Consider the following 21,831-nt stretch of genomic DNA (forward strand, 5'->3'; position numbering starts at 1 on the left):
TACTTCAAATGTGGTATTGCATTCATTCCAAATTGCTGATTCCCGATGATTATGCCGCGACAACTATGCCAATATATGGCTGCAATTGAGTAAGCCACAATTGTATTAAAATAACACATGATCCTATTCGTTTCAATGTGGCCTTATGCGCAAGTAGGGTATCAAAATATAAGTTTCACAAGTAGCATTTCCGTAATGGTACTGAAATATAAGAATAGAACTACAATAGTTCAGCTATTCTATTTTCTAAATCTTCTAGATCAAAAGGCTTGGCGAGATAGCTGTCTGCTCCCGCTTGCAGGGCTAGTGTTTCGATGTCGGTATTAGCGGATAGATAAATTACAGGGATATTGCGATATAAGGGGTGATTTTTGAGCAACCGTGTGGCTTCTACTCCGCCTATTTTGGGTATCCAATTGTCCATCAAAATTAAATCAGGATGTACCTCTTCTACTTTCTCGATAATATCATGAGAAGTTTCAGAGACGGCCATATTATAGCCATTTGTTTCGAGGATTATTGTGCATATTTCAAGGACATGTTTATCATCGTCCAACATCAGTATTGTTTTATTTGACATGTTGCAGCTTTAAAAAAGGTGGAGCTAAATTAAATAAAAAGCCTTAGCAGGAGCATGGGTAAAATACCGATTCTAGTAAGTAGAAATCCCCATTTTTAGGCTTAATGGAAGATAGTTTTTTGTCATGAGACGAATCGTCCGAAGTTTGAACTTTCAAAATTAGTATTATCTTTATGGTATAATCAATAACCCATTTTCATCTTATTGCTCATGAAAAAGAATGCCTTTAACCTATATCGACCTTTCATCTTAGTTTTATTGCTTGTTGCTGTGGGAAGCTATGTAGCTGCGTTTGAGAAAGTAAATCAGGACTATTTTCAGTTGAAAGTGTATCATTATGAAACTGATGAACAGGAGAAAGCCATTGATCAATATCTTGAAATGGCCTATTTACCTACAGTACATCAGATGGGATTTGAGAAAGTTGGTGTCTTTAAACCTGTTGAATATGTTGCTGGTAAAGAAAGACTGGTGTATGTTTTTCTTAGCGCTTCCGATCTGGGGCAATTGGTCGATTTGGAACTGCGTTTGGCTAAAGACCAAAGATTTCAGGACCTGGGTAAGGTTTATCTGGAAGCAAATTACAGCAGGCCACCATTTACGCGGGTGGAGACAATATTGATGAAAGCATTTGCTGCGATGCCTAAAGCAAAGCTGCCTAAATTGTCTGCTGAGAAAAATAAGCGGATTTACGAATTACGGAGCTATGAGGCTGCAACCGAGAAACTGTCAATGAATAAGATAGACATGTTTAACAACGGTGAAATCGATATTTTTAATAAGTTAAATTTTAATGCTGTTTTCTATGGACAAGTAATTGCCGGTAGTACGATGCCCAACCTGATGTATTTGACAGCTTTCGAAAATATGGAAGACAGGAATACACATTGGAAAGATTTTGGACCTTTATACAAACCAATGCAGGATTTACCTCAATACCAGAATAACGTATCTAAAAGTATAAAGGTGCTATTGTTTCCTACGGCATATTCCGATATTTAGAATTCGATTTAATTTATTTTTTTCTAACAAATAAATTAAATCTTTTGCACCAGTCAAAGAAGCTGGACAAAGCCTGTGTATCTAATTTTTCAAAATTGTAAATCTTATGCGGATAAGGCAGAGCATTGGTATAGATGCCTGTGTTTGCTAAAACAAGCATAGGGCCATCGCTGTCAATTTGATCAAAATATTTGCTGATGATTTTATAATGTGTATTAAAAAGTGATTCTACAGCTTCATTGTTCGGAACGAGGGAGATGGTATAGTCGTAATCTGCATGTTGCATCTTTTGGCAATTGCAGATAATATTTTCTCCAAGGGAAACCTCATTTCCACTATCCCAAAGAAAATTGGCGACCTCAAAAAATAAATCGTTTTTAACTTGCCCGACAGGCTCGGCGATGAAATATCTCATTAGCTTTCTCTTTTATTTGCTTTACCTTTTAGAATTCAGTTGATTACAGTAGTTTTATTCCAGTGAAAATCTGCAATTCCTCAAAAAAGATTTTATGCCTTTTGATATTGATGAATTAAGGAACTGGGTTCACTGTATTTTATATTACAAAGAAATATCAATCCAGTGGGGTTTAAAAGAGATAAAAGGTGGTAAGTATTGGACTATTCGAGGTTTTTGTTTCGAAATGTAAGGGCTGTCATACCTGTTACTTTTGAAAATAAGCGCGAAAAATAAGGATAATCATCGTAGCCGAGTGTGGCAGCAACCTCCTTAACGGATTTACTTGAATGGTAGAGCAGCCGTTTTGCTTCCAATACGATACGTTGCTGAATATGGTAGGTAACGGGCTTTCCCGTTGCTTTTTTGATACATTCATTGAGATAAGCCGTTGATATTTTTAATTTTTCGGCATATATTTTTGGCTGTTTGTTTGTGATAAAATCTTTATCCAATAACGCATTGAATTGTTTTGTAATATGCTCTGCTCTGGACTGTGCGTCACTTTTTTTTGATTGTACTAAATACTGCGAAATAATTAGGGCTGCGATCGTATTGCAGCTGTCTTTCATTAACGCAGGATACAGTTTTTCGTGTTTTCTTTCGTTGAGCTTTAAACAGATATCTACCGTTTTCGATAAGATAGTGCATGTTTCTTGGTCAATGTTGATTGGAGCAATCGTATCAATATCTTTCAATGCATTGATGTAATCCGAATTCAGGTTTTCTACACTGATCATTAGGACACTAAACACACTGTAGTCCATTGCGATGCCACGATGCACTTGATAGGGCTGAATGATCATGACAGAAGAAGGACCCAGTTGGTGTTGCTGAAAATCTATTTCGAAGATTCCATTTCCCTCCTCGAGTATAAAAAACAGGTAGAAATCATCGCGATGCGCCTGACTTATTTGGGCTAGTTCTAAATTTTTAACAGCATTCTTTTTTATCAGTATTCCTAAATTAAAATCATTCGGAAATGAATTTAGCGGTATAGTGTTACTTTTTTGCTGCATTTTTCTTGATAATTGATATGTAATGGGTGATCCAACAACTGCATGTCTTAAAAAGATAGTGCTTGTTAAGTAATTGTTATTGCTAAAAGGCTTCCTGTATTTCAACGCCGATTAGTGGATTGGAAAGCATCGTCAAATTTACGCATTTGTCAAGATAGCGAGTATGTTTTTTCTGTATTCGGGATCTTTTTCTCGAAGCTCCAGGATATTGTTTTTTAAATCCAAATTGACATACCACTCGGCATAGAGGTTCTTTTCATTGGCACCGTCGAAGAAAACTTTCGCTTTAATATATTCCTCGTCAAAATGCTCTGGACGACCACTGACAATCAATGCGGTGGAGCCGACACTATCAAGCATCTTAAATGTAGTACTCTCTATTTGAAACAGGCTATTTAAGGCTTTGGTAAAATTGTCGCTCAGTTTACCTATCGAATAAAAATTAACCCCTTCACGATAAAATCTTTTTTTATCAACTTCAGAGTCTACAATTCCCAATTTCATATCCGGGCGAAAGGCAATTGCTAAACCTACCGTCTCTCTACCCCAAAGCCCCTTTGCCTGAATGATATGATGTTCGTCGTCGTCTTTCCAATATTTTGTTACTTTCAATTGCAAATCCACAAAATCATCGTCTTCGCTGACGTCGATTTGTTTCAAATTACCCTGTCCCTTCAAAAAATTCAAAAATCGCATAAATATCCTATTAATATGGTGTTAAGCTCCCTGTAGTCGCTATGGTGCTGACGGTATATGACGAGCATGACGAAGATGAAAGCTTTGGCTAAGTATATTAAAGATAATAAATATTTCAGATAAAAGAAGCGCCCAGTTAACCTTAAAAGCGTAAAAAATAACTAACTTATAAAGGAAGATTTTTTTCTCTTTTTTCTGATTCTACTTCATTTGAGACTCGTTCATTGATATTAATTTTAGCATTGATAAAAGAGAAGATCGTTGTTCCATGTTCCCGGGCATAGCTATTTGTAATGGAGTCTGCTGCCATTGATCGTGTAAAGAAGGGACTGGTTGTTTTTAGTTCAGTTTCACGCTCCCAACGGTTCTTGACCCGGATCAAATTGCGGTATTTTTTACTCAGATCAAACCAATTGATATAATCGGCATTGAAAGAAACAGCCCTAATCCCCAGTTTGGAATAGTAATTTATAGCACCTGCCTGTCCATAATTGTCGCAAAGAACGAGTGTATTTTGAGGTTGGGGGATCTGACGATAAACGCTATCTACTTTGTGGGCAAGTTCTTTCCAACCTAACATATCGGCAAAGTCTTGTGGAAGTGGGTGTTCTTCACCATCTTCCCAAGTTAACATGCCATATTTACGGTATTTTTCAGGATGTTCTATAAAGTACGATGGATTGTGATTGGGAAAGGCAATGTTGTAGATCGGTAGAAACAAGATGCCTGTTAAAACGATGAAGATAGGCTTAAGAATTTTACCAGTTTTGTTTTCCAGTAGTGATGCAATATAAACCGCTCCGAAGGCAAAATAAATGGGATAAATACCTATCGCATAATAATCCTTGGCTCTTAACAATAAGAAAATACCAATGGTAATAAAAAATGACCAGAAGAATAGGCGATAAGGTTTAAATGGGGGATATTTCAACAAGGCATATAAACCGAAAATTATAACAAGAAAAGTCCCGAAGAAAAACAAAAACTGAGAACGGAAAAAGCTCCACCGATTGACGTGGACGAGTTGCGTTGCCTGAAGCTCTTTAAAATGAGAGAATACCGGAAAATTATTTTGATACTGCCATATTAAATTCGGCAAGATGATAAGTATGGCGATGAGTAAACTACCATATAATTTTCGTTCCGTAAACACTTTCCGTTCGGGCACGAGTGCAAGGGCTGGAACTAAACCTAGAATAAGAAATACGACGTTATATTTATTCAAAAAACCGATAGCAAATACAACAGCAATATAAATTAGCCACTTCGATTGTTGGCTGTTCAAATATCGTATAATGAGGTAGTATATGGAAGTCCAGCACAATACATCCAAAGAATTTGGCTGATATAAGCCATTCAGACGGAAGAGAACGGAAAACATGATGCAGCAACTGCCAAATACAAGTGCAAAAAGGTTTCCTTTCAACGCTTCTATAGTTTTCCAGACAATTAGAATTGTTAAGGCTCCGTACAATGCGGGGAAAAATTTGATCCAGAATTCGGAATTTCCGGTTATTTTGATCAGATAGGAGGTCCAGGAGGTCAGAGGGGGAACCGAGAGGTAGCCCCAGGCCAAATGATTCGCCTGATCGAGATGTAGAAATTCGTCACGCTGCAATTCGTAAATCGGACTAATCAACTGATATTGAATGATGAATTTTAACAGGATAAGACCAATTAGGATAAATCGATGTTTAAGTGCCATCTAATGTTTGATTATGGTTGTCTTCCGCCAATTTACGATTAAAATAAATTCAAATTAAGTTATTTTAATAATCATCTATTGCTGCGGATCTATGGGGATCGGAGATTTCTGTGAAGAAATCAAATGCTGGCCCATTCTAAAATGTTATTTTCGTATAAAAAAGAGATTATGAGCATAGCTTTGCTGCTGAATACTGCTAGGGCAGAAGAATGGAAGGTCGAGATCACTAAACATTTACCTGATGTTAAGGTGGAGATATATCCCGAAATAGAAAATTATGATGCGGTAGAATTTGCACTTTGTTGGAAGCCTGATGCTAATTACTTTACTCATTTTCCTAATTTAAAAGTTATTCAGTCGGGAGGAGCGGGGATAGATCATTTATTCCCAAATAAGATTCCTTCAACGCTCCATATCTGTAGGATAATAGATCCAATGCTGAAAAGCGATATGTTTGAGCATATTTTGACCTGTTTGATGCATGCAATGAAGAATTTTTCGATGTATGCTACAGCGAAGGAACAACAGCATTGGCAACCACTAGTATATAAATCCATTGGTGAAACCAGTGTAACAATTTTAGGCTTAGGTGAGATTGGAGGCTATGTTGCCGAGAGGCTGGTTCAGTTGGGGTTTCTAGTAAAAGGATGGTCCAATTCCCCTAAAGCGCTTCCAGGGGTAGTTTCTTTCTCGGGACAGGAAGGACTTAGGGCGGCTGTGGAAAATAGTGATTTTGTTGTCAATATTTTACCCCTGACCGATGCCACAAGAGGAATTCTGGATCGTAATCTTTTTGAATTGTGTACGAATGAAACTGTCCTCATAAACGTTGGTAGAGGTGGGCATCTCGTTGAAAATGAGCTACTGGAGGCTATTGATAAAGGGCAGATTGCCCAAGCTTACCTCGATGTCTTTCACCTGGAACCGCTGCCAAAAGATCATCCATTTTGGTCCTGTTCTTCTATTTTTATAACACCGCATGTCGCAAGTCGAACCAATATCAGTTCGTCGGTTTTACAGGTAGTAGACAATTATAAACGAATGATTCGGGGGGAGGCTTTACTGAATGAAGTTTCTTTGGAAAAAGGTTATTAATGATAATATCCCCTTTAAGGGGCTAATGATAATGTACTCTGATGTGTAAATTGGGTATGTTTTTTTGTTTTTGATTTTTTGTAAACTTATAGGCAAATGGATTTTATTTTTTAGATTTATATAGTCAATTATCCTTGCTTTATTAACGGTTTATGAACGTACAAGTATCTACAAACTTTAGAAAACACGCGCGTAAAACAATTTTATCTATTGTTGTTTTTGCGGTTACTTATGTTATTCTGCTACTCTTGGCAATAGGTATTACTGTTGGTTTTACTTTATTGGGACTATTGATGTTCACTGCCAAGCCCATGTTTTTAACCGCAGTATTATGTTTGGGCCTACTCGCTACAGGTCTGACTATACTATTCTTTTTATTAAAATTTGTTTTTGCGTCAACAAAAGTTGATACGGGGCATCTTACACAGATATATGAGAGCGACGAACCACAGTTATTCGCACTTATTCATGAGGTGGTAAAGGAAGTTGACACAAGCTTTCCAAAGAAAATTTTTCTATCGCATGATGTCAATGCATCTGTATTCTATGACTCTAGTTTTTGGAGCATGTTTTTACCCATTAAGAAAAATCTTCAGATTGGTGTGGGGATGGTGAATGCAGTTACTCAACAGGAACTAAAGGCTATTCTTGCACACGAGTTTGGCCACTTCTCACAAAAAAGCATGAAAGTGGGTAGCTATGTTTACCATGTTAATCAGATTATCTACAATATGCTGTATAAGAATGAATCGCTGGATAATATGTTTGGTAAATGGGGTAACATCAGTGGGTACTCTGCTATTTTTATTGGTATATCGATGTTTATTATTCAACAGATTCAGCATATTTTGAAGCATCTTTATGAATATGTAAATCTCAATTATTTGGCGTTATCAAGAGAGATGGAATTTCATGCGGATGAAATTGCGGCACATGTTGCTGGTTCCCAGGCTTTGGCTGACTCGCTCTTACGTTTGGGGTTTGCAAACCATGCACTAAATAATGTACTTACTTTCTATGATAACAAATTTTCTGAAAATATCCGTAGTCGTAATATTTATCCAGAGCATCGTTGTGTCATGCTCTTGTTTGCGGAACGCAATAGATATCAAGTGCGAAATGGCTTTCCCCAGATCGAATTGGCGACTTTAAAAAAATATGATAAATCGAAGTTAAATCTTGAAGATCAATGGTCGTCTCATCCATCGGATGAAGATCGGGTAAAAGCATTACAGAAACTTAATATTGTCAAGCAAGAAGCCAACAACGCACCTGCTATTGAATTACTAGCTAATCGTGCTGCCGTAGCAAACCAAATTTCGGATAAGTTGTTTGCGCAGTTACAGTATCAACAGCCCCCATCACTGTTAGAAATAACGTCTTTCAGTGATGATTTTGAAAGTCGAATGAACAAGTATGCTGTTGATCAAAGATTCAATGATTTCTATGACTACAATCATCCTGTGCGAAAAGGTGAAACTCCAATTTTTCAGGAACAGTCAAAGCCGACTTTTGATGAGTTGTTTGCCGATAGTAGAGTTGATACACTGTATGAACTTAATAGTCTAAAAAATGACAAATATGTCGTTGAAGCAATCAGCAAAGGAGAATTAAAATTAAAGTCCTTTGACTATGACGGTATAAAATATCGAGCTGCAGACGCTATCGAATTACTAAAAAAAATTGAAGACACTATTGCAGCTACGGAGCATAAAATTACCGACTACAACCAGCAGATCCATTATTATTTTGCACACTTGGCTGATACGCAGGGGATGTGTGAAGAGTTTGAACGAAGATATGATGATTTTGCTTTTTTCGACAAGAATTATGAGGAGGCACAAGAACTTTATGCTCACATGACGGAGAATACCCGGTTTATATTTCAGACTTTGCCCTTCGCTGATATTGAGGCAAGGTTGCAAGACGTCAAACGTAGGGAAGGAGAATTAAAAAAGAAACTGGCAACGCTTTTGGCACTTCCCGGAAGCAAGGATGAATTGGATGATACGTTGCTTACTTCATTGGACACGTATATCAACAGGGATTTAATATATTTTAATGTAGATCATTATAACGAGGATAATCTTCAAATCCTTTTTAATGCGATATCGGCCTATAAAAAGTTATTGGATGACCAGCATTTCGCGAAGAAAAAGCACTATTTGAATTTTATGCTTACCCTTGAGGAAGGTAAAGGACAGAAAAAAGAACTGTCGTAAATGCCCTTGTATATTGACGGTTTGTCCCCGCTGTACGTCGATTGAAATGGTTTATTTTTGATAGACAGTAACCCAGTTTTGAATTGGATTTGTTTTATTAAATATTAAACTTTTTGTTATGCGGAAATTAATAATGAAAATGTCTATTTCTATCGATGGATTTGTTGCAGGAATCAATGGAGAGACTGACTGGATGTTTAAAAGTGGCGACGATCATTCTAGCGCATGGGTTTTAAATATTTGTGAATCTGCCGGCGTTCATCTAATGGGTCGAAAGACCTTTGAAGTAATGGCTTCCTATTGGCCTGCTTCAACAAATCCTTTTGCGGCAGCAATGAATGAAATCCCTAAAGCTGTCTTTACAAAAAAGGGCTATCATCCCAAAACAGAAGATTTTGCTCACAATGCTAAGCTTCCTGCGAATTCCTCTTGGATGAATGCCCGTGTTTTTGATGCAGGTCTCATTGAAGGAATTAAAGAATTAAAAGCGGAGTCAGGGAAGCCACTATTGGCACACGGAGGTGCTGAGTTTATGCGAAACCTCATCGAAACGGGCTTAATTGATGAATATCATCTAGTTACACATCCGGTCGCATTGGGAACTGGCTTATCCATATTCAATAGACTTTCTGAATGTCTTGATCTAAAGCTTGTGGATGTTCAAGTTTTTCCTGGGGGTGTGGTTGCACATAGCTATTGTCCAGTGTAAAAAAACTACAAAAGCTGTAAAATAACCCAGCTGTATTGATACCAGATAAAGAATATCATGAAGAAGTGTTATGATATTCTTTACCTTGTATATTCTATTAAGGGCTTAAAAATTCTGCGAATCTGCAGAAGGTCCATAACTCGCTGGCAACGGGATATCATTGAGTCTATAGTAAACACCTAATTGTGCCCTGTGATGTGTAATCTGGTTTAATGAGTGACGAATAGCACCGTATTTGCTCCAGCTTGCCAGTTTATGGCCATCATTTTTAATGGTCCAGCTTGGAATTAAGTCTTCCTCCTTAGCTGTTTCTAAAGCATTTTTTCCGGCTTCGTAATCTTCGTCCAATTTTTTTAAGAGATCATCCCGAGTCACTAGACTTGTTGGCACATAAGCACTTTTGGCAAAGTCAAGTTCTGAAGTCTTTAAAATGGTACTTGGCCATTCGAAAACTTCGACTAAGTGGGTTGCCAGACGCATCATTTTCATGCTTTTTTCATGTGGGACATATTCATTCTTGCCTTCAGGGAAAAGTGCAATGAAGTTTTTTGTAATTTGATACTCATTCGCTAGTTCTTCTTTTAATTGTGGTAATGTTTCCATGTTTTTTTCTGTAATAATTTAAAATTCGATTAGTTATCCTACTAATAGCCTTTGCTCTGGAATTGTTTTTTCGTTTAGTATTTGTTTTCCTGCTAAGGTTAAACAAAGATATAACCACTATGTGACAGCTATGTGTCAGTATGAATTGGATGAATCATCATTTATGATAAAAATAAAATAGTGGCAGCTCTTATTATCTCATGTTGTTGAAAACTTGGACTGCAAAGGTTCGAGTATTTGTTTTTTTATAACGTTTATTTAAGCAAGCGCTGCAAATAATAAAGCAGGTCAAGCGAATTGTAAAAAGGGTGAAAATGAGCATATAGACTAAGTATATTTGATTGGTAATTAATTAAATAAAATTGAACGATGGGAAATAAGAAAGCAATATTCACTTTTGTAGGCCTGGTATTGGTTGCAGTACTTGGTATCGGTATATGGGCTTACCGTCTTCTGGGAAATATGGAGGCGGATCAGGAAAAAACAGAACAATTATCTTCCCGAATTTTAGCTGGTTTTGGCGATCATACCGCTATTTATAAATATCCAGTACAATTGTCCGCAGTAGACTGGGGGAAGAGCTGTCTAATTCTTGAAAATGGCGGTGCCGGTGATTTGGGAATAACTTATAAGGAAAAATGGAACGAGGCATTGGGAACAGTAGATAATTATCCCGGTGATGCTGTCAAAGGCATTGTTATGATAGCGATGGACATGCAGGAAAAAGGAGAGTACGTCAATAAGGTCGGTCAAAAAGATAAAGCTTATCAGCGCAATTATATTATTAGCTATGTAGATCTCGAAAAGAAGGTAGTCATCGCCCGCGATACCCTATATGGTGAGGAGCCGCCTTTGGTCAATCGTTCCAGCGGTTCGGGTGCTGGTGACTTTCCCTCGGACACTGAAGTTGTAGATTCAATCAAAGGTAGATTGAAATTGTAATTTTTTTTTCTCCGTTTATGGAATTTTGATATTCTTCGCATCCCTGCACGAAAGTTGAAGTGCCGGATGGAAAAATCTAGTACTTGGCTTTAGGTAAATTTATCTATTTTTAAAAGAATTTAGCCAGTATCTTAAACATGAAATGGAAATCAATTGTTGTCTGCTTTTTAGCTGTTCTGTATTCTGTGGTCCTTTGTGGGCAATCGACCTTATTCAATAGTCCGCGTGGATCTTCTGACTATTATATTTATAAACTGAGCCCAGAAGTTTTAAGAAAAATTCACTTGGGAGAGAAGAAATTCGATGAAACTATGCTCAGCGATTTTTTTCTCAAGTATAAGACCGGAAGTCCACAGCCGACTTTACCTCCTGGTAATTATGTCCAGGTCCGCGCCAGTGGAGCTGATCTCATTTATCAGGAATTGATTAGTGATAACCTATATGTCAAGATTATTCCGGCAGAAATTTTTGCGATTTGTCTATACGATTCTTTGGGAACGATTATAAAAGATGCCCAATTAAAAGTGAAGGGACGTCGCATGTCATTCGATAAGAAGTTTCATTATTATAAAGCTGCCAATGCAAATAGTGACGATGTCGTCAGCATTGAACATAAGGGTGTCTATCATTACCTGAGTGTAGAACGGAGTTGGCCTTACAAAGACAGGGTTCCATTATGGAAAGGGATCAAAAATAGCTGGCTTAGAACAAAGTTTAAGATTAAGAGGTTCTTTCATAAACAAGAAACTGAACGGACAGAAAGCTTTATGGTTTTTAACAAGCCAATGTATAAGCCAAATGAGCAGGTTAAATTTAAAGCTTATCTTGAGGAAGAAAAATGGAAACCTTACCGTGATTCTATTACCGTACGTCTGACAGGTGGATATGGATATGCCAAAGATACCGTTTTGGCTCGACTTGCTCCCTATCGTCCGGGAATGTACAACTTTGCATTTGATTTGAAGGGGCTTGGTCTCATCCTTGATAAAAATTATGGGATCTCTTTGGAATCTACAAAAGCCAGAGTCGTCTTGCATCAACAGTCTTTCCGATATGAAGACTATGAGTTAAAAAGCCTAAGCTTTAATATGACGTCCGAAAAGACGAAATATGCTAAAGGGGACAGTGTACGACTGAAACTAAAAGCTTTAAATGAAAATGAAATGCCCATATATGATGGGAAAGTAGATTTGCGTGTTGTGACAAGTCCACTTTATACGCTTGATGTAAAAGCCAATAAGGTCAATTTTATTCCAGATACATTATGGCAAACGAGTGTTTCGCTCGCAGATGTGGCGGAAAAGGAAATTGTATTACCCGATTCAATTTTTCCGGCTGACATTGGTCTTACATTTCGGGCTATTGGCACTTATCTAAGTTCAGATAATGAAAGAATTGAACGAAGTCTCGACCTCAATATACTCAACAGCGAAAAAGAAATTCGTATTACTGTAAAAGACGGGCATGCAGAGCTGAAGTATTTCGAAAAAGGTGTTGCGATGCCAACAACTGCTCAGCTAATGATATTAGGTGAACATCGTGAAGTGCTGAAGACTGAAAATTTGAGTTTACCTAATTTGGTTTCTATACCCTGGCAGGCTGAAGAAATTGTTGTCAAGTCGAATGGATTGAGTAAAAGTGTATATCTAGAGGATCAAGAGCAGGCACAACTGAATTATCGGTTTTATCGAACTGCGGATTCGGTGATATTGCATGTCAATAATCCCGCTATGATTCCATTTTGGTATCGTGTCCATCGTGCTGGTCGTACGATTGCTTCGGGTTACAATACCGAATTAAATAGTACATTTTTAGCCCGCGGAAAAGACGGGTATAGCATGGAAATCACCTATCTTTTTGGAGGAAAATCAAAAGTTATCCAGGAAGAATTACCCTATGTGGAGAAGAATTTAAATTTGGCAGTCAACACGGCGACGACAGTTTATCCGGGGCAGAAGGCTGATGTAGAACTTTCGGTTACGGATAAGAATGGTAAACCGTTGAAGGATGTTGATATTACGGCCTATGGTTTTACTTCAAAATTTAGGTCAGCAACCACTCCAAATATTACGATGGGTGGTCTGATGCGAAGGGCAAGAGTCTCACAAAATCTTAATTTTAGTTTGGATGATGATGAGAAGGCTCATCAGGTAGCTCTTCAAAATTGGGCAAAATGGTCTAAAGACATGCAGTTGGATACGATGGCTTTTTATCGGTTTTTATATCCCAAAGATTATTATCAGGAGTCTCTTCCTCTAGATGCTGTCAAGAGTCAGATTTCCCCCTATGTCGTAGTAAATGGTGCGGTGCAGGGGATACATTTAGTCTGGATAGACGGTGTACTGACTTATGCTAAACAAGACCAACAAAATAACAATACTATTTTTGAAGTTTCTCCGGGGCAGCATGATTTTAGATTTAGGACCAAGGATCGCGACATTCGTGTAAATGGCTTTTATCTTGAAAAGGGGAAAAAGGTCATTGTTTCCTTTAATGCCTCACAGGATACGATTGGTTTTACCTACCCCGACAAAGCATTTAGCAAAGGCCAGATTTTGGTTTACCGCTTACCTAAAGAAGAACGTGGTAAGCTCTACACTAACGAATTGACTGAATTGAAGCGCCAGTTGATTACAGTAACCAACAATTTTGGAGCCTGGCAATTACCCAATAATAATGCATTGATTGAGATGCCGGCATATATCCAGACAGCGGGAGATCTCTACTACCTCAATCCCGTAAGAAAAACTGTTTACGATAACCGGTTGCGGACACAGGTTCCCGTACCCCTGATGGTGGGACCATTTCCAAGGACAGAAATGTATAACGGTGTGTCCAAAATAGGTACGCTCATGGTTGACACAGCGAAAATTGGACGTTTTGAAATTGAGGGAGGCTATCAATACAGTATCTATAGAAATTACCAAAAACAAAAAAGCTGGGATGGCAATCCTTTGCGGATTGATCTGTATGATTTTACGCCAAAGTTAGATTTTCAGGAGAGGGTATGGACCTTGGAGGATATCAAGGCAAACGTAGAACGTACTTTCCAAGAGACGATGCAAAATAGCACGGGACTTGCACAATTTGCTACGGTGAAGAAAGGAAAAAAAGACGCTATTTTTAAATTGAATTTAATTTTGGGCAATGATGCTGCACAAAAAGGCATTCGACCTGCATTGATCTTTATTGAACCGACGAATGTCGAGGAGAGAATGTATTTTCGACTGTTTTACGGTGGGCATCGAAGTTTTGGAGATCTTCCGGTCGGCGATGTTACTTTGCATATTGTAAAGGATGATTCAACTTCTTTTAGTTTACCAATCAAACTCAAAGCCAATGGGATGAATTATCTCAGACTGGATTCTATTCAATGGAGCGATGCATCCCAAGCGGCGAGATTGGCTTACAAACTTGTACGCGATGAAATTATTGTGCGTACCGTGGAAAATCCATTGCAGGATTCTATAAGGCATGGGCAGGAGATTGATCCGCGGTTCTTAAAAATAGACCAGGAAGGTTTTAGAGCGAAAAGAAATAATAATAAGGTCGCCCGGATCTTAGTTTATGATGGTGATACGCCATTAATTGGGGCTAAAGTAAGTGTTTCGGATACAAAAAAACGATATTTCACAAGCTTTGACGGTAGTTTGGAACTTGAGCTCTCCGATGACAAAAATGCTGTTCTTGAGATTGCTGCTTTAGGGTACAATACAGCTACAGTCAAAGTCTCCAGTGGCAAAGATTATTTCGTTGAGTTAAAGCCAAGCGAAAATCAATTGGATGAAGTGGTTGTTGTGGGGTATGGCGTCCAAAAAAGGCAATCATTGACTGCGGCAGTGAAATCGATCAATGCTAGGACGGATGGGGTGACTACGGCTATGCTGCAGGGGGCTGTAGCAGGGATTCGTATTCGTGGCGCTGCTAGTCTGGCCCCCAATGAAAAACCATTGATTTTAGTAGACGGAGTCCCCTTTGAAGGTGATATTTCAAGTCTTGATCCATCGATTATCGCGTCATTGAATGTGATTAAAGATCAATCTATGCTGGGATTATACGGTGCTCGGGCCGCCAACGGCGTGGTGATGGTTCAGATGAAAGCTGGAGCTTCTGCGGCATCGACAGGTGCTGTGGATATGCCCTATTTGGAATCTGGAAATACGATGCGCGTGAACTTCCGCGATGATGCATTTTGGCAGCCAAAGCTAACCACCGATGCTCAGGGAAAAGCTAATTTTGAAGCGACCTATCCGGATGATATTACCAATTGGCGAACATTCTTTATTGCTAAAGGAAGTAAAAATTTCGCCGACATAAAAGAGCTAAATGTCAAATCTTTTAAAGCTGTTTCGGCACATTTGGCGACTCCCCGATTTGCCATCAGGGGTGATCAGTTTTCTGCCATGGGACGGGTTGTCAATTATCTTAGCGACAGCTTACAGCTCTCGCGTACCATCAATAATGGACTAACAACGCAGGAGGCAAAGTTGAAAATTGCGAAGTCCTATCGGGATCCTATATCGGTTATTGCCGATAAGGGGGACAGCATCCAACTTTCTTATTCGATCGGATTGTCAAATGGATATTTTGATGGTGAAAAACGTAGCATTCCGATTTTTGAAAAGGGGCTTGAACAACATGAAGGAGATTTTAAAGTGCTTAACAGTACCGCAGAGTATTTGCTAAAAACTTCTCCGGCACTAGGGGAAATCACCTTGCATGCCGAAGCAAATTCGCTGGAATTCTTACAACGGGAAATCGAATCGATCGATCGTTACAAATTTCTATGCAATGAGCAGATGGCTTCCAAATTGAGTGCATTACTTTCTAAAAAAGAGCTTACAAAATTGATCGGAAAGCCCTTTACAGAGGATAAGAAAATAAAGGATCTTTTGAAGGAGTTACAGAAAAACAAAAATTCCAATCAGGGCTGGGGCTGGTGGAACAAAAGTGAAACTGTGACCTGGATCAGCAACTATGTGATCGGGGTACTGTTGGATGCCCGAGAAGCAGGATACCAGGTTGAGATCGATACGGAGATCTATGCAGAACGTGAAAAGACCATGTTGAAAAGCAGCTTGGCTTCGCTGGATCTTCTATTGGATAAAGATAAGCTTCACGGGGCCAAAGAGAATTTGTTTGGCTCCCTGATATATCTGCTCCGGCTAGATCCGAAAACCGATTACAAAGATTATTTCTTCGAAATTGATACAAAACTGAAAAGTAAAACCATTAAGGATAAACTGTTGAAATATCTATTGATTTCAAAACTGGGTCTTAAAGATTCACATGCTGCAGATACCGTTCTTAAATACTCCTCAAAGGCTGTCTTAGGGGGGCTTTATTGGACTTCTGGAACTACAACAGATCAGAAAGGTAGATTTTTTATGCGACCTACGGAAACCAATACCGAGAATACACTGTTGGCTTACGGTGTCTTAAAATCAATTGGTGGTCATGATTCGGATTTAGAAAATATCCGTAATTACTTTTTCGCGCAGCGGCAGCAAAACCAATGGTATAATATCTACGAATCTTCGCGTATCATACGAAGTATTCTTCCTGATTTACTGAAAGAGGGTGAGTCTTTCCAGGCACCGGTTATGGTCATCAATGGCAAACGTGTCACTACATTTCCGTATACGCAAAGCTTTAAGTCGGATGAACAGATTAAAGTGAGGAAAGAAGGGACGGGGCCGGCTTTTGTGACAGCCTATCAAAATTTTTGGAATCCAAATCCTGTCATAGAAAAAGAAAAGGGCCTTGCCGTGGCAACGCGATTTAAGGACAATGGTGCTACGGTAGCGGCGCTAAAGGAAGGGAATCCTGTAAAACTTGAAGCAAGCGTAACCTTAACTGGTGAAGCTGAGTATGTGCAGATCGAAGTTCCTATACCGGCGGGATGTTCTTATGAAACCAAAACCAATGGATACTATAGAACCGAGGCGCACCGGGAGCATTTCAAAGATCGTGTAGTCATTTTTTGCAACAAACTGGGGAAAGGTACACATACCTTTGAGATCGAACTTTTACCTCGTTATACCGGGACTTATACAGTCAACCCAGCGAAGGCTGAATTAATGTATTTCCCGACATACTATGGAAACGAGAAAATGAAAGAAATCGTGGTGGAATAAATATGCTTTTACAAAAAAAGGGACTTATCACATGATAAGTCCCCAACATATAAAAACTAAAATTGAAAGTGTGCTATTGATGATCCCATCCACCACCTAGGGATCTGTATATCGCTACGCTTGCTTTGAGTTGGTTGACCTTCTTCTCAACGAGCTCAAATTTGGATTCCAGGGCATCGCGTTGTGTCAGCAGAACCTCCATATAATCTGCGCGGGCGTATTTAAAAAGGTCGTTGGAAATACCGATAGACTCATTTAATGCATCGACTTCCTTGGTCTTAATTTGTAGGCCATTCTCCAGATTTTTAATTTTGGAGAGCTGGTTTGCAACTTCAATATAAGCAGCCAATATAGTCTGTTCATAATGGTAAACAGCCTGAACCTGTCGTGCATTTGCACTATAATACGCGGCTTTAATTGCCCGTTTGTTGATCAAAGGGGCGGTGAGTTCACCAACGAGGGAAGAGAGAAAGGCTTCCGGTTTGATGAGATAAGTCGGATCAAAAGCTTGAAAACCTACTCCCGCCGCAATGTCCAAAGAAGGGTAAAAGCGGGCTTTGGCCGATTTGATATCCAGTTTGGACGCTGCAAGTTCATATTCAGCCTGCTTTATATCAGGTCTATTTTCCAGGAGGTCGGCCGGGATGCCGGCATAAACGGTTTGCGGAACAAGCTTATCAAATGATTGTTGATCCCTTTGAACCGGCTGCGGGAATCTTCCAACAAGGTAGTTTATTCTATTTTCTGTTTCTGTGATCTTCTGCTTGATATCATATTGCATACCTTGGGTTTTCAATATCTGGGCTTCAAATCTTTTGACGGCAAGTTTATTGGATCGCGCATTTTTCTTCAAGTCATTTACGACGACCAATGCATCGTTTTGAATCTTTACATTCTCATTGATAACCAGAAGTTCGTTATCGAGCGCCAGGAGTTCATAATAAGAATCTGCAATTTCAGCGATCAGGTGAGTTACCATAAAGTTTTTGCCTTCCACGCTGGCAAAATACCGTTGCAGCTGCGCTTTGGTCGCATTGTGGAGTTTACCCCAGATATCTGTTTCCCATTGTGCCTGTACACCAACTCCAAAATCAAATAGCGGTTCAGGCATTTCGCGTCCGGGTTCGATTTCTGTATTCTTTTCCATCGCTCCAATGTTTGTGTAGCGACTTACTTTGTCGACCCCCGCACCAACTTTTACACCTACGGAAGGTAGATATTCACCTTTTTTGGCGCTTACCTCATTTTTGGCTATTTCAATTTCCTGAAGCATAATATGTAGCTCCTGGTTGTTTGCTAGTGCCTGACCGATCAGTCCTTGTAGATTGGGATCGCTGAAATAGCTGTTCCATTTGATTTTTCCTGTATTCACGGTGTCGCTGTCAGCATCCCCATAGTTTCCGGGAACGGTTCTATTTTCGGCACGTTGTTTTATTTCCAGTGGTTTGCAGGCTGCAAGACTAAGCAAGAAAAATGCGAAACCTGTATAGTGATATAATCTGTTCTTATTCATAATGTATCATGTCTTCGCTTAATGGTGATTCGTCTTCGGCTTGGATCATTTTTCTTCCGTCAGCCAATTTTGCAAAAATGTAGTAGAGTCCGGGAATGACAATAACGCCAAAGATAGTTCCGACGAGCATACCTCCCAGCGCTGAGGCACCTATGGTATGGTTACCGATAGCTCCGGCACCACTGGCAAAGACAAGTGGTACAAGTCCAGCGATAAATGCAAATGAGGTCATGAGGATAGGTCTGAAACGTGCTCGTGAGCCCTCAATAGCTGCTTCTAATATGCTATCGCCAGCTTGGCGCCTTTTCACGGCAAATTCTACGATAAGCACCGCATTTTTACCCAATAAACCAATAATCATGATCAGTCCGACCTGTGCATAGATGTCATTTTCCAGTCCCATAGCTTTTAATAGGAAGAATGATCCAAATACACCAACTGGTAGCGACAACAATACCGCAAACGGAATGATAAAGCTTTCGTACTGTGCAGCAAGTACAAGATATACGAAGACTAAGACGACTAAAAAGACATAAACGGCTTCGTTTCCACGTTGGGCCTCATCATAGGACAAGCCCTCCCAGGCAACTTTATAGCCATGTGGTAATGTTTGAAGTGCAGTTTCGTTGATTGCCTGAATAGCGTCAGCCGTTGTATACCCATTTGCCGGAAGTCCACGGATGGCGGCCGAATTGTACATGTTGTAGCGCGTGATTTCGTTTGGTCCCTGTGTTTTTTTTAAGGTCATAAAGGCCGAATAAGGAACCATTTGGTCATGATCGTTTTTGACGTAAAGGTTCATGATATCGGAAGGTAGCCTTCTAAATTCTGGTGAAGATTGTACATAGACTTTGAAGAACTGACCGAAACGGATAAAACCCTGCTCATAGGTACTACCGATAAGGATATTGAGGTTGTCCATGGCTTTACCAATGGAAACGCCTTTTTGCATGGCGGCGTTATTGTCAAATACCAATTCGTATTGTGGGTAATTGGCGGCAAAGAATGTAAAGACTCCGGTGAGTTCCTTACGTTTCTTTAGATTAGCGATAAATGCTTTATTTACTTTATCGAAATCTTGGTAATCGGTGGTCCTATTGAGGTCCAGCAGGCGCATGGAGAAACCTCCTGAAGAACCAAACCCTGGAACAGCGGGAGGTTCGAAGAATTCAACCGTTGCACCTAGATTTTTTGATTTTTCTTCAAGTTCTTCCATGATCTCTTTAACGGAGTGTTCACGTTCACCCCAGGTTTTGAGGTTGATAAGACAGGTTCCTGCATTCGATCCACGGCCTTCCGTCATGATTTCATAACCCGCCAGTGATGAGACAGATTCTACCCCATCTACCCCTTGACAGATCTTTTGGAGCTCTCTGGAAAGCTTATTGGTCTGTTCCAATGTTGATCCTGGAGGAGTCTGAATAATGGCATATATTGTGCCTTGGTCCTCGCTCGGTATAAAACCTCCTGGAAGCGTTTTGTTAATGACGAAAATTCCGACACAGAATGCTATTAAGATACCCCATGTAATTACTTTTCGGCTGGCAATTTTACGAAGTAAGGAGGCATACTTGCCCGTTATTTTATCAAAAGTACGGTTAAAAAGGTCGAGCGATTTAGTGAATACATTTGATTTTTTTGGTTTACCATGGTTATTTTTCAGGAGCATCGCGGCAAGCACAGGAGTAAGGGTTAATGCGACTACTGCAGATATCACGATGGAACTCGCCATGGTAATTGAAAACTGACGGTAAAATGTTCCGACAGGGCCTGTCATAAATGAAATGGGGATAAAAACGGCCACCATAACAGCTGTAATAGCGATAATAGCACCTGCGATTTCGCCCATGACTTCTTTTACAGCGCTGTATGGCGATATGGCACTTTCTTCCATTTTGGCATGTACTGCTTCAATGACCACAATGGCATTGTCCACGACAATCCCGATAGCAAGCACCAATGCAAACAAGGTCACTAAGTTGATCGACATACCGAACCATTGGATGACGAAGAATGTACCTATCAGCGAAACGGGCACGGCGATGATTGGAATCAACGTCGAACGCCAATCGCCAAGGAAAATAAACACAACAATGGCAACTAAAATAAAAGCATCGCGTAGGGTATGCATCACCTGTTCGATAGAAGCATCCAAGAATTGGGATACGTCATAACTGATTTTATAGTCTATCCCTGGAGGAAAGTTACCTTTCATCTCAGCAAGTTTTGCCTTCACATCTTTAATAACGTCATTGGCATTACTACCATAATTCTGTTTCAACACAATTGAAGCCGAGGGATGCCCGTCTAAATTGGAATAGATGTCAAAGAATTCACTACCCAATTCGACTTTAGCTACGTCTTTTAACTTGATGTTTTCACCGTCGCCGTTTGCGCGAACGATAATATTGTCGTATTCTTCAGGTGTATTGTATTGCCCTTTATAAGTTAGGACATATTCGAGGGATTGCGCTGCAATACCCGAGCTTTGTCCCAGTCGACCGGGACGGCCGATGATACTTTGTTCTCCTATCGCTTTCATCACTTCATCAACTGACAAGCTATAGGCGCGCATACGATCGGGATTTAACCAGACGCGCATGGCATATCTACGGCTACCTAAGATTTGTGATTTGGCGATGCCATGAATACGATTGATTTCAGGAATGATATTTACCGTTGCATAGTTGTACAAGAACTTTTCATCCATGCTTTTATTTGTACTGTAAAGATTCACGTACATCAGCATACTGGGCTGAATTGGATTGACGACGACTCCTTCCTTTTGAACAAGTTCAGGCAATAGTGGCATGACTTGATCCACCCGGGTTTTGACCAGTACTACGGCATCGTTAGGATCTGTTCCCGGATCAAATACGACGTTTACGGTTGCTTCACCGGCACTGGTCGCATCGGTTGCGATATAGCGCATTCCCTGTACACCGTTGATTGCATTCTCCAATGTAATCAATGAGGATTTTACAAGTACATCAGCGCTTGCACCAGGATAGGCAATGGAGACCGCCACTGTAGTCGGTGCGATTTTTGGAAATTGCTCAGTAGGAAGTTGCTTTATGGCCAAACCTCCGATAAATAGGATTACAACCGATATGACAATAGCAAATACCGGTCGATGTATTACTTTTTTAAACAT

At 39.6% G+C, this 21,831-nt stretch carries 14 protein-coding genes; 6 read left to right on the forward strand and 8 right to left on the reverse strand.

Annotated features, from left to right (window positions below; translation table 11 throughout):
- Positions 1-220 precede the first annotated feature (220 nt).
- Positions 221-580, reverse strand: a complete 360-nt coding sequence (locus B4N43_RS14310) for a response regulator (RefSeq protein ID WP_115050104.1) — start codon at positions 578-580, stop codon at positions 221-223.
- 210 nt (positions 581-790) lie between these two features.
- Here B4N43_RS14310 and B4N43_RS14315 point away from each other — a divergent pair, with 210 nt between their 5' ends.
- Positions 791-1,582, forward strand: coding sequence for an NIPSNAP family protein (locus tag B4N43_RS14315; protein WP_145330778.1), 792 nt, complete (start codon positions 791-793; stop codon positions 1,580-1,582).
- Positions 1,583-1,595: 13 nt separating this feature from the next.
- Here the strand turns inward: B4N43_RS14315 and B4N43_RS14320 are convergent, their stop codons facing one another.
- The 4 genes from B4N43_RS14320 to B4N43_RS14335 all read right to left on the reverse strand — a co-directional run bounded on the left by B4N43_RS14320 (position 1,596) and on the right by B4N43_RS14335 (position 5,456).
- Complete coding sequence (locus B4N43_RS14320) at positions 1,596-1,997, reverse strand: hypothetical protein (RefSeq protein WP_145330776.1); 402 nt, start codon at positions 1,995-1,997, stop codon at positions 1,596-1,598.
- 203 nt (positions 1,998-2,200) lie between these two features.
- Positions 2,201-3,055 carry an AraC family transcriptional regulator gene (locus B4N43_RS14325; RefSeq protein WP_145330774.1) on the reverse strand — a complete coding sequence of 285 codons (855 nt, stop codon included), beginning with the start codon at positions 3,053-3,055 and terminating at the stop codon, positions 2,201-2,203.
- Between the two features lie 138 nt (positions 3,056-3,193).
- Complete coding sequence (locus B4N43_RS14330) at positions 3,194-3,751, reverse strand: hypothetical protein (protein WP_145330772.1); 558 nt, start codon at positions 3,749-3,751, stop codon at positions 3,194-3,196.
- 166 nt (positions 3,752-3,917) lie between these two features.
- Complete coding sequence (locus tag B4N43_RS14335; RefSeq protein ID WP_286735397.1) at positions 3,918-5,456, reverse strand: ArnT family glycosyltransferase; 1,539 nt, start codon at positions 5,454-5,456, stop codon at positions 3,918-3,920.
- 168 nt (positions 5,457-5,624) lie between these two features.
- Between B4N43_RS14335 and B4N43_RS14340 the strand changes: the two genes are divergently transcribed.
- The 3 genes from B4N43_RS14340 (at position 5,625) to B4N43_RS14350 (ending at position 9,482) form a co-directional block, all read left to right on the forward strand.
- On the forward strand, positions 5,625-6,551 hold the full coding sequence (locus B4N43_RS14340; protein WP_145330767.1) for a 2-hydroxyacid dehydrogenase: 927 nt from the start codon (positions 5,625-5,627) through the stop codon (positions 6,549-6,551).
- Positions 6,552-6,703: 152 nt separating this feature from the next.
- The gene (locus B4N43_RS14345) at positions 6,704-8,773 is read left to right on the forward strand and encodes a M48 family metallopeptidase (protein ID WP_286735398.1); all 2,070 of its coding nucleotides are present in this window, start codon (positions 6,704-6,706) and stop codon (positions 8,771-8,773) included.
- 118 nt (positions 8,774-8,891) lie between these two features.
- Positions 8,892-9,482 (forward strand): dihydrofolate reductase family protein, encoded by a 591-nt coding sequence (locus B4N43_RS14350; RefSeq protein ID WP_286735399.1) that lies wholly within the window; start codon positions 8,892-8,894, stop codon positions 9,480-9,482.
- A 105-nt stretch (positions 9,483-9,587) separates the two neighbouring features.
- Here B4N43_RS14350 and B4N43_RS14355 read toward each other — a convergent pair whose 3' ends face one another.
- Positions 9,588-10,085 (reverse strand): DinB family protein, encoded by a 498-nt coding sequence (locus B4N43_RS14355; RefSeq protein ID WP_145330761.1) that lies wholly within the window; start codon positions 10,083-10,085, stop codon positions 9,588-9,590.
- Between the two features lie 369 nt (positions 10,086-10,454).
- Here B4N43_RS14355 and B4N43_RS14360 point away from each other — a divergent pair, with 369 nt between their 5' ends.
- A complete protein-coding gene (locus B4N43_RS14360) occupies positions 10,455-11,027 on the forward strand; it encodes a hypothetical protein (protein WP_286735400.1) in 573 nt (190 codons plus the stop codon).
- Positions 11,028-11,164: 137 nt separating this feature from the next.
- Complete coding sequence (locus B4N43_RS14365; RefSeq protein WP_286735401.1) at positions 11,165-17,164, forward strand: alpha-2-macroglobulin family protein; 6,000 nt, start codon at positions 11,165-11,167, stop codon at positions 17,162-17,164.
- Positions 17,165-17,237: 73 nt separating this feature from the next.
- Here B4N43_RS14365 and B4N43_RS14370 read toward each other — a convergent pair whose 3' ends face one another.
- Together B4N43_RS14370 and B4N43_RS14375 are read right to left on the reverse strand one after the other, a co-directional pair.
- On the reverse strand, positions 17,238-18,677 hold the full coding sequence (locus tag B4N43_RS14370) for a TolC family protein (protein ID WP_145330757.1): 1,440 nt from the start codon (positions 18,675-18,677) through the stop codon (positions 17,238-17,240).
- Positions 18,670-21,831, reverse strand: coding sequence for an efflux RND transporter permease subunit (locus B4N43_RS14375; protein WP_088162530.1), 3,162 nt, complete (start codon positions 21,829-21,831; stop codon positions 18,670-18,672). Before B4N43_RS14375 ends, B4N43_RS14370 begins: the two co-directional genes overlap by 8 nt.

Origin of the sequence: Sphingobacterium sp. UBA1897 (genome assembly GCF_002337775.1) — a bacterium.
GTDB classification, from domain to species: Bacteria; Bacteroidota; Bacteroidia; order Sphingobacteriales; family Sphingobacteriaceae; genus Sphingobacterium; species Sphingobacterium siyangense.

Coding starts and splice junctions, on each gene's coding strand:
- B4N43_RS14310 (WP_115050104.1), bottom strand. CDS start 580: ATGTCAAATAAAACAATACTGATGTTGGACGATGATAAACATGTCCTT.
- B4N43_RS14315 (WP_145330778.1), top strand. CDS start 791: ATGAAAAAGAATGCCTTTAACCTATATCGACCTTTCATCTTAGTTTTA.
- B4N43_RS14320 (WP_145330776.1), bottom strand. CDS start 1,997: ATGAGATATTTCATCGCCGAGCCTGTCGGGCAAGTTAAAAACGATTTA.
- B4N43_RS14325 (WP_145330774.1), bottom strand. CDS start 3,055: ATGCAGCAAAAAAGTAACACTATACCGCTAAATTCATTTCCGAATGAT.
- B4N43_RS14330 (WP_145330772.1), bottom strand. CDS start 3,751: ATGCGATTTTTGAATTTTTTGAAGGGACAGGGTAATTTGAAACAAATC.
- B4N43_RS14335 (WP_286735397.1), bottom strand. CDS start 5,456: ATGGCACTTAAACATCGATTTATCCTAATTGGTCTTATCCTGTTAAAA.
- B4N43_RS14340 (WP_145330767.1), top strand. CDS start 5,625: ATGAGCATAGCTTTGCTGCTGAATACTGCTAGGGCAGAAGAATGGAAG.
- B4N43_RS14345 (WP_286735398.1), top strand. CDS start 6,704: ATGAACGTACAAGTATCTACAAACTTTAGAAAACACGCGCGTAAAACA.
- B4N43_RS14350 (WP_286735399.1), top strand. CDS start 8,892: ATGCGGAAATTAATAATGAAAATGTCTATTTCTATCGATGGATTTGTT.
- B4N43_RS14355 (WP_145330761.1), bottom strand. CDS start 10,085: ATGGAAACATTACCACAATTAAAAGAAGAACTAGCGAATGAGTATCAA.
- B4N43_RS14360 (WP_286735400.1), top strand. CDS start 10,455: ATGGGAAATAAGAAAGCAATATTCACTTTTGTAGGCCTGGTATTGGTT.
- B4N43_RS14365 (WP_286735401.1), top strand. CDS start 11,165: ATGAAATGGAAATCAATTGTTGTCTGCTTTTTAGCTGTTCTGTATTCT.
- B4N43_RS14370 (WP_145330757.1), bottom strand. CDS start 18,677: ATGAATAAGAACAGATTATATCACTATACAGGTTTCGCATTTTTCTTG.
- B4N43_RS14375 (WP_088162530.1), bottom strand. CDS start 21,831: ATGTTTAAAAAAGTAATACATCGACCGGTATTTGCTATTGTCATATCG.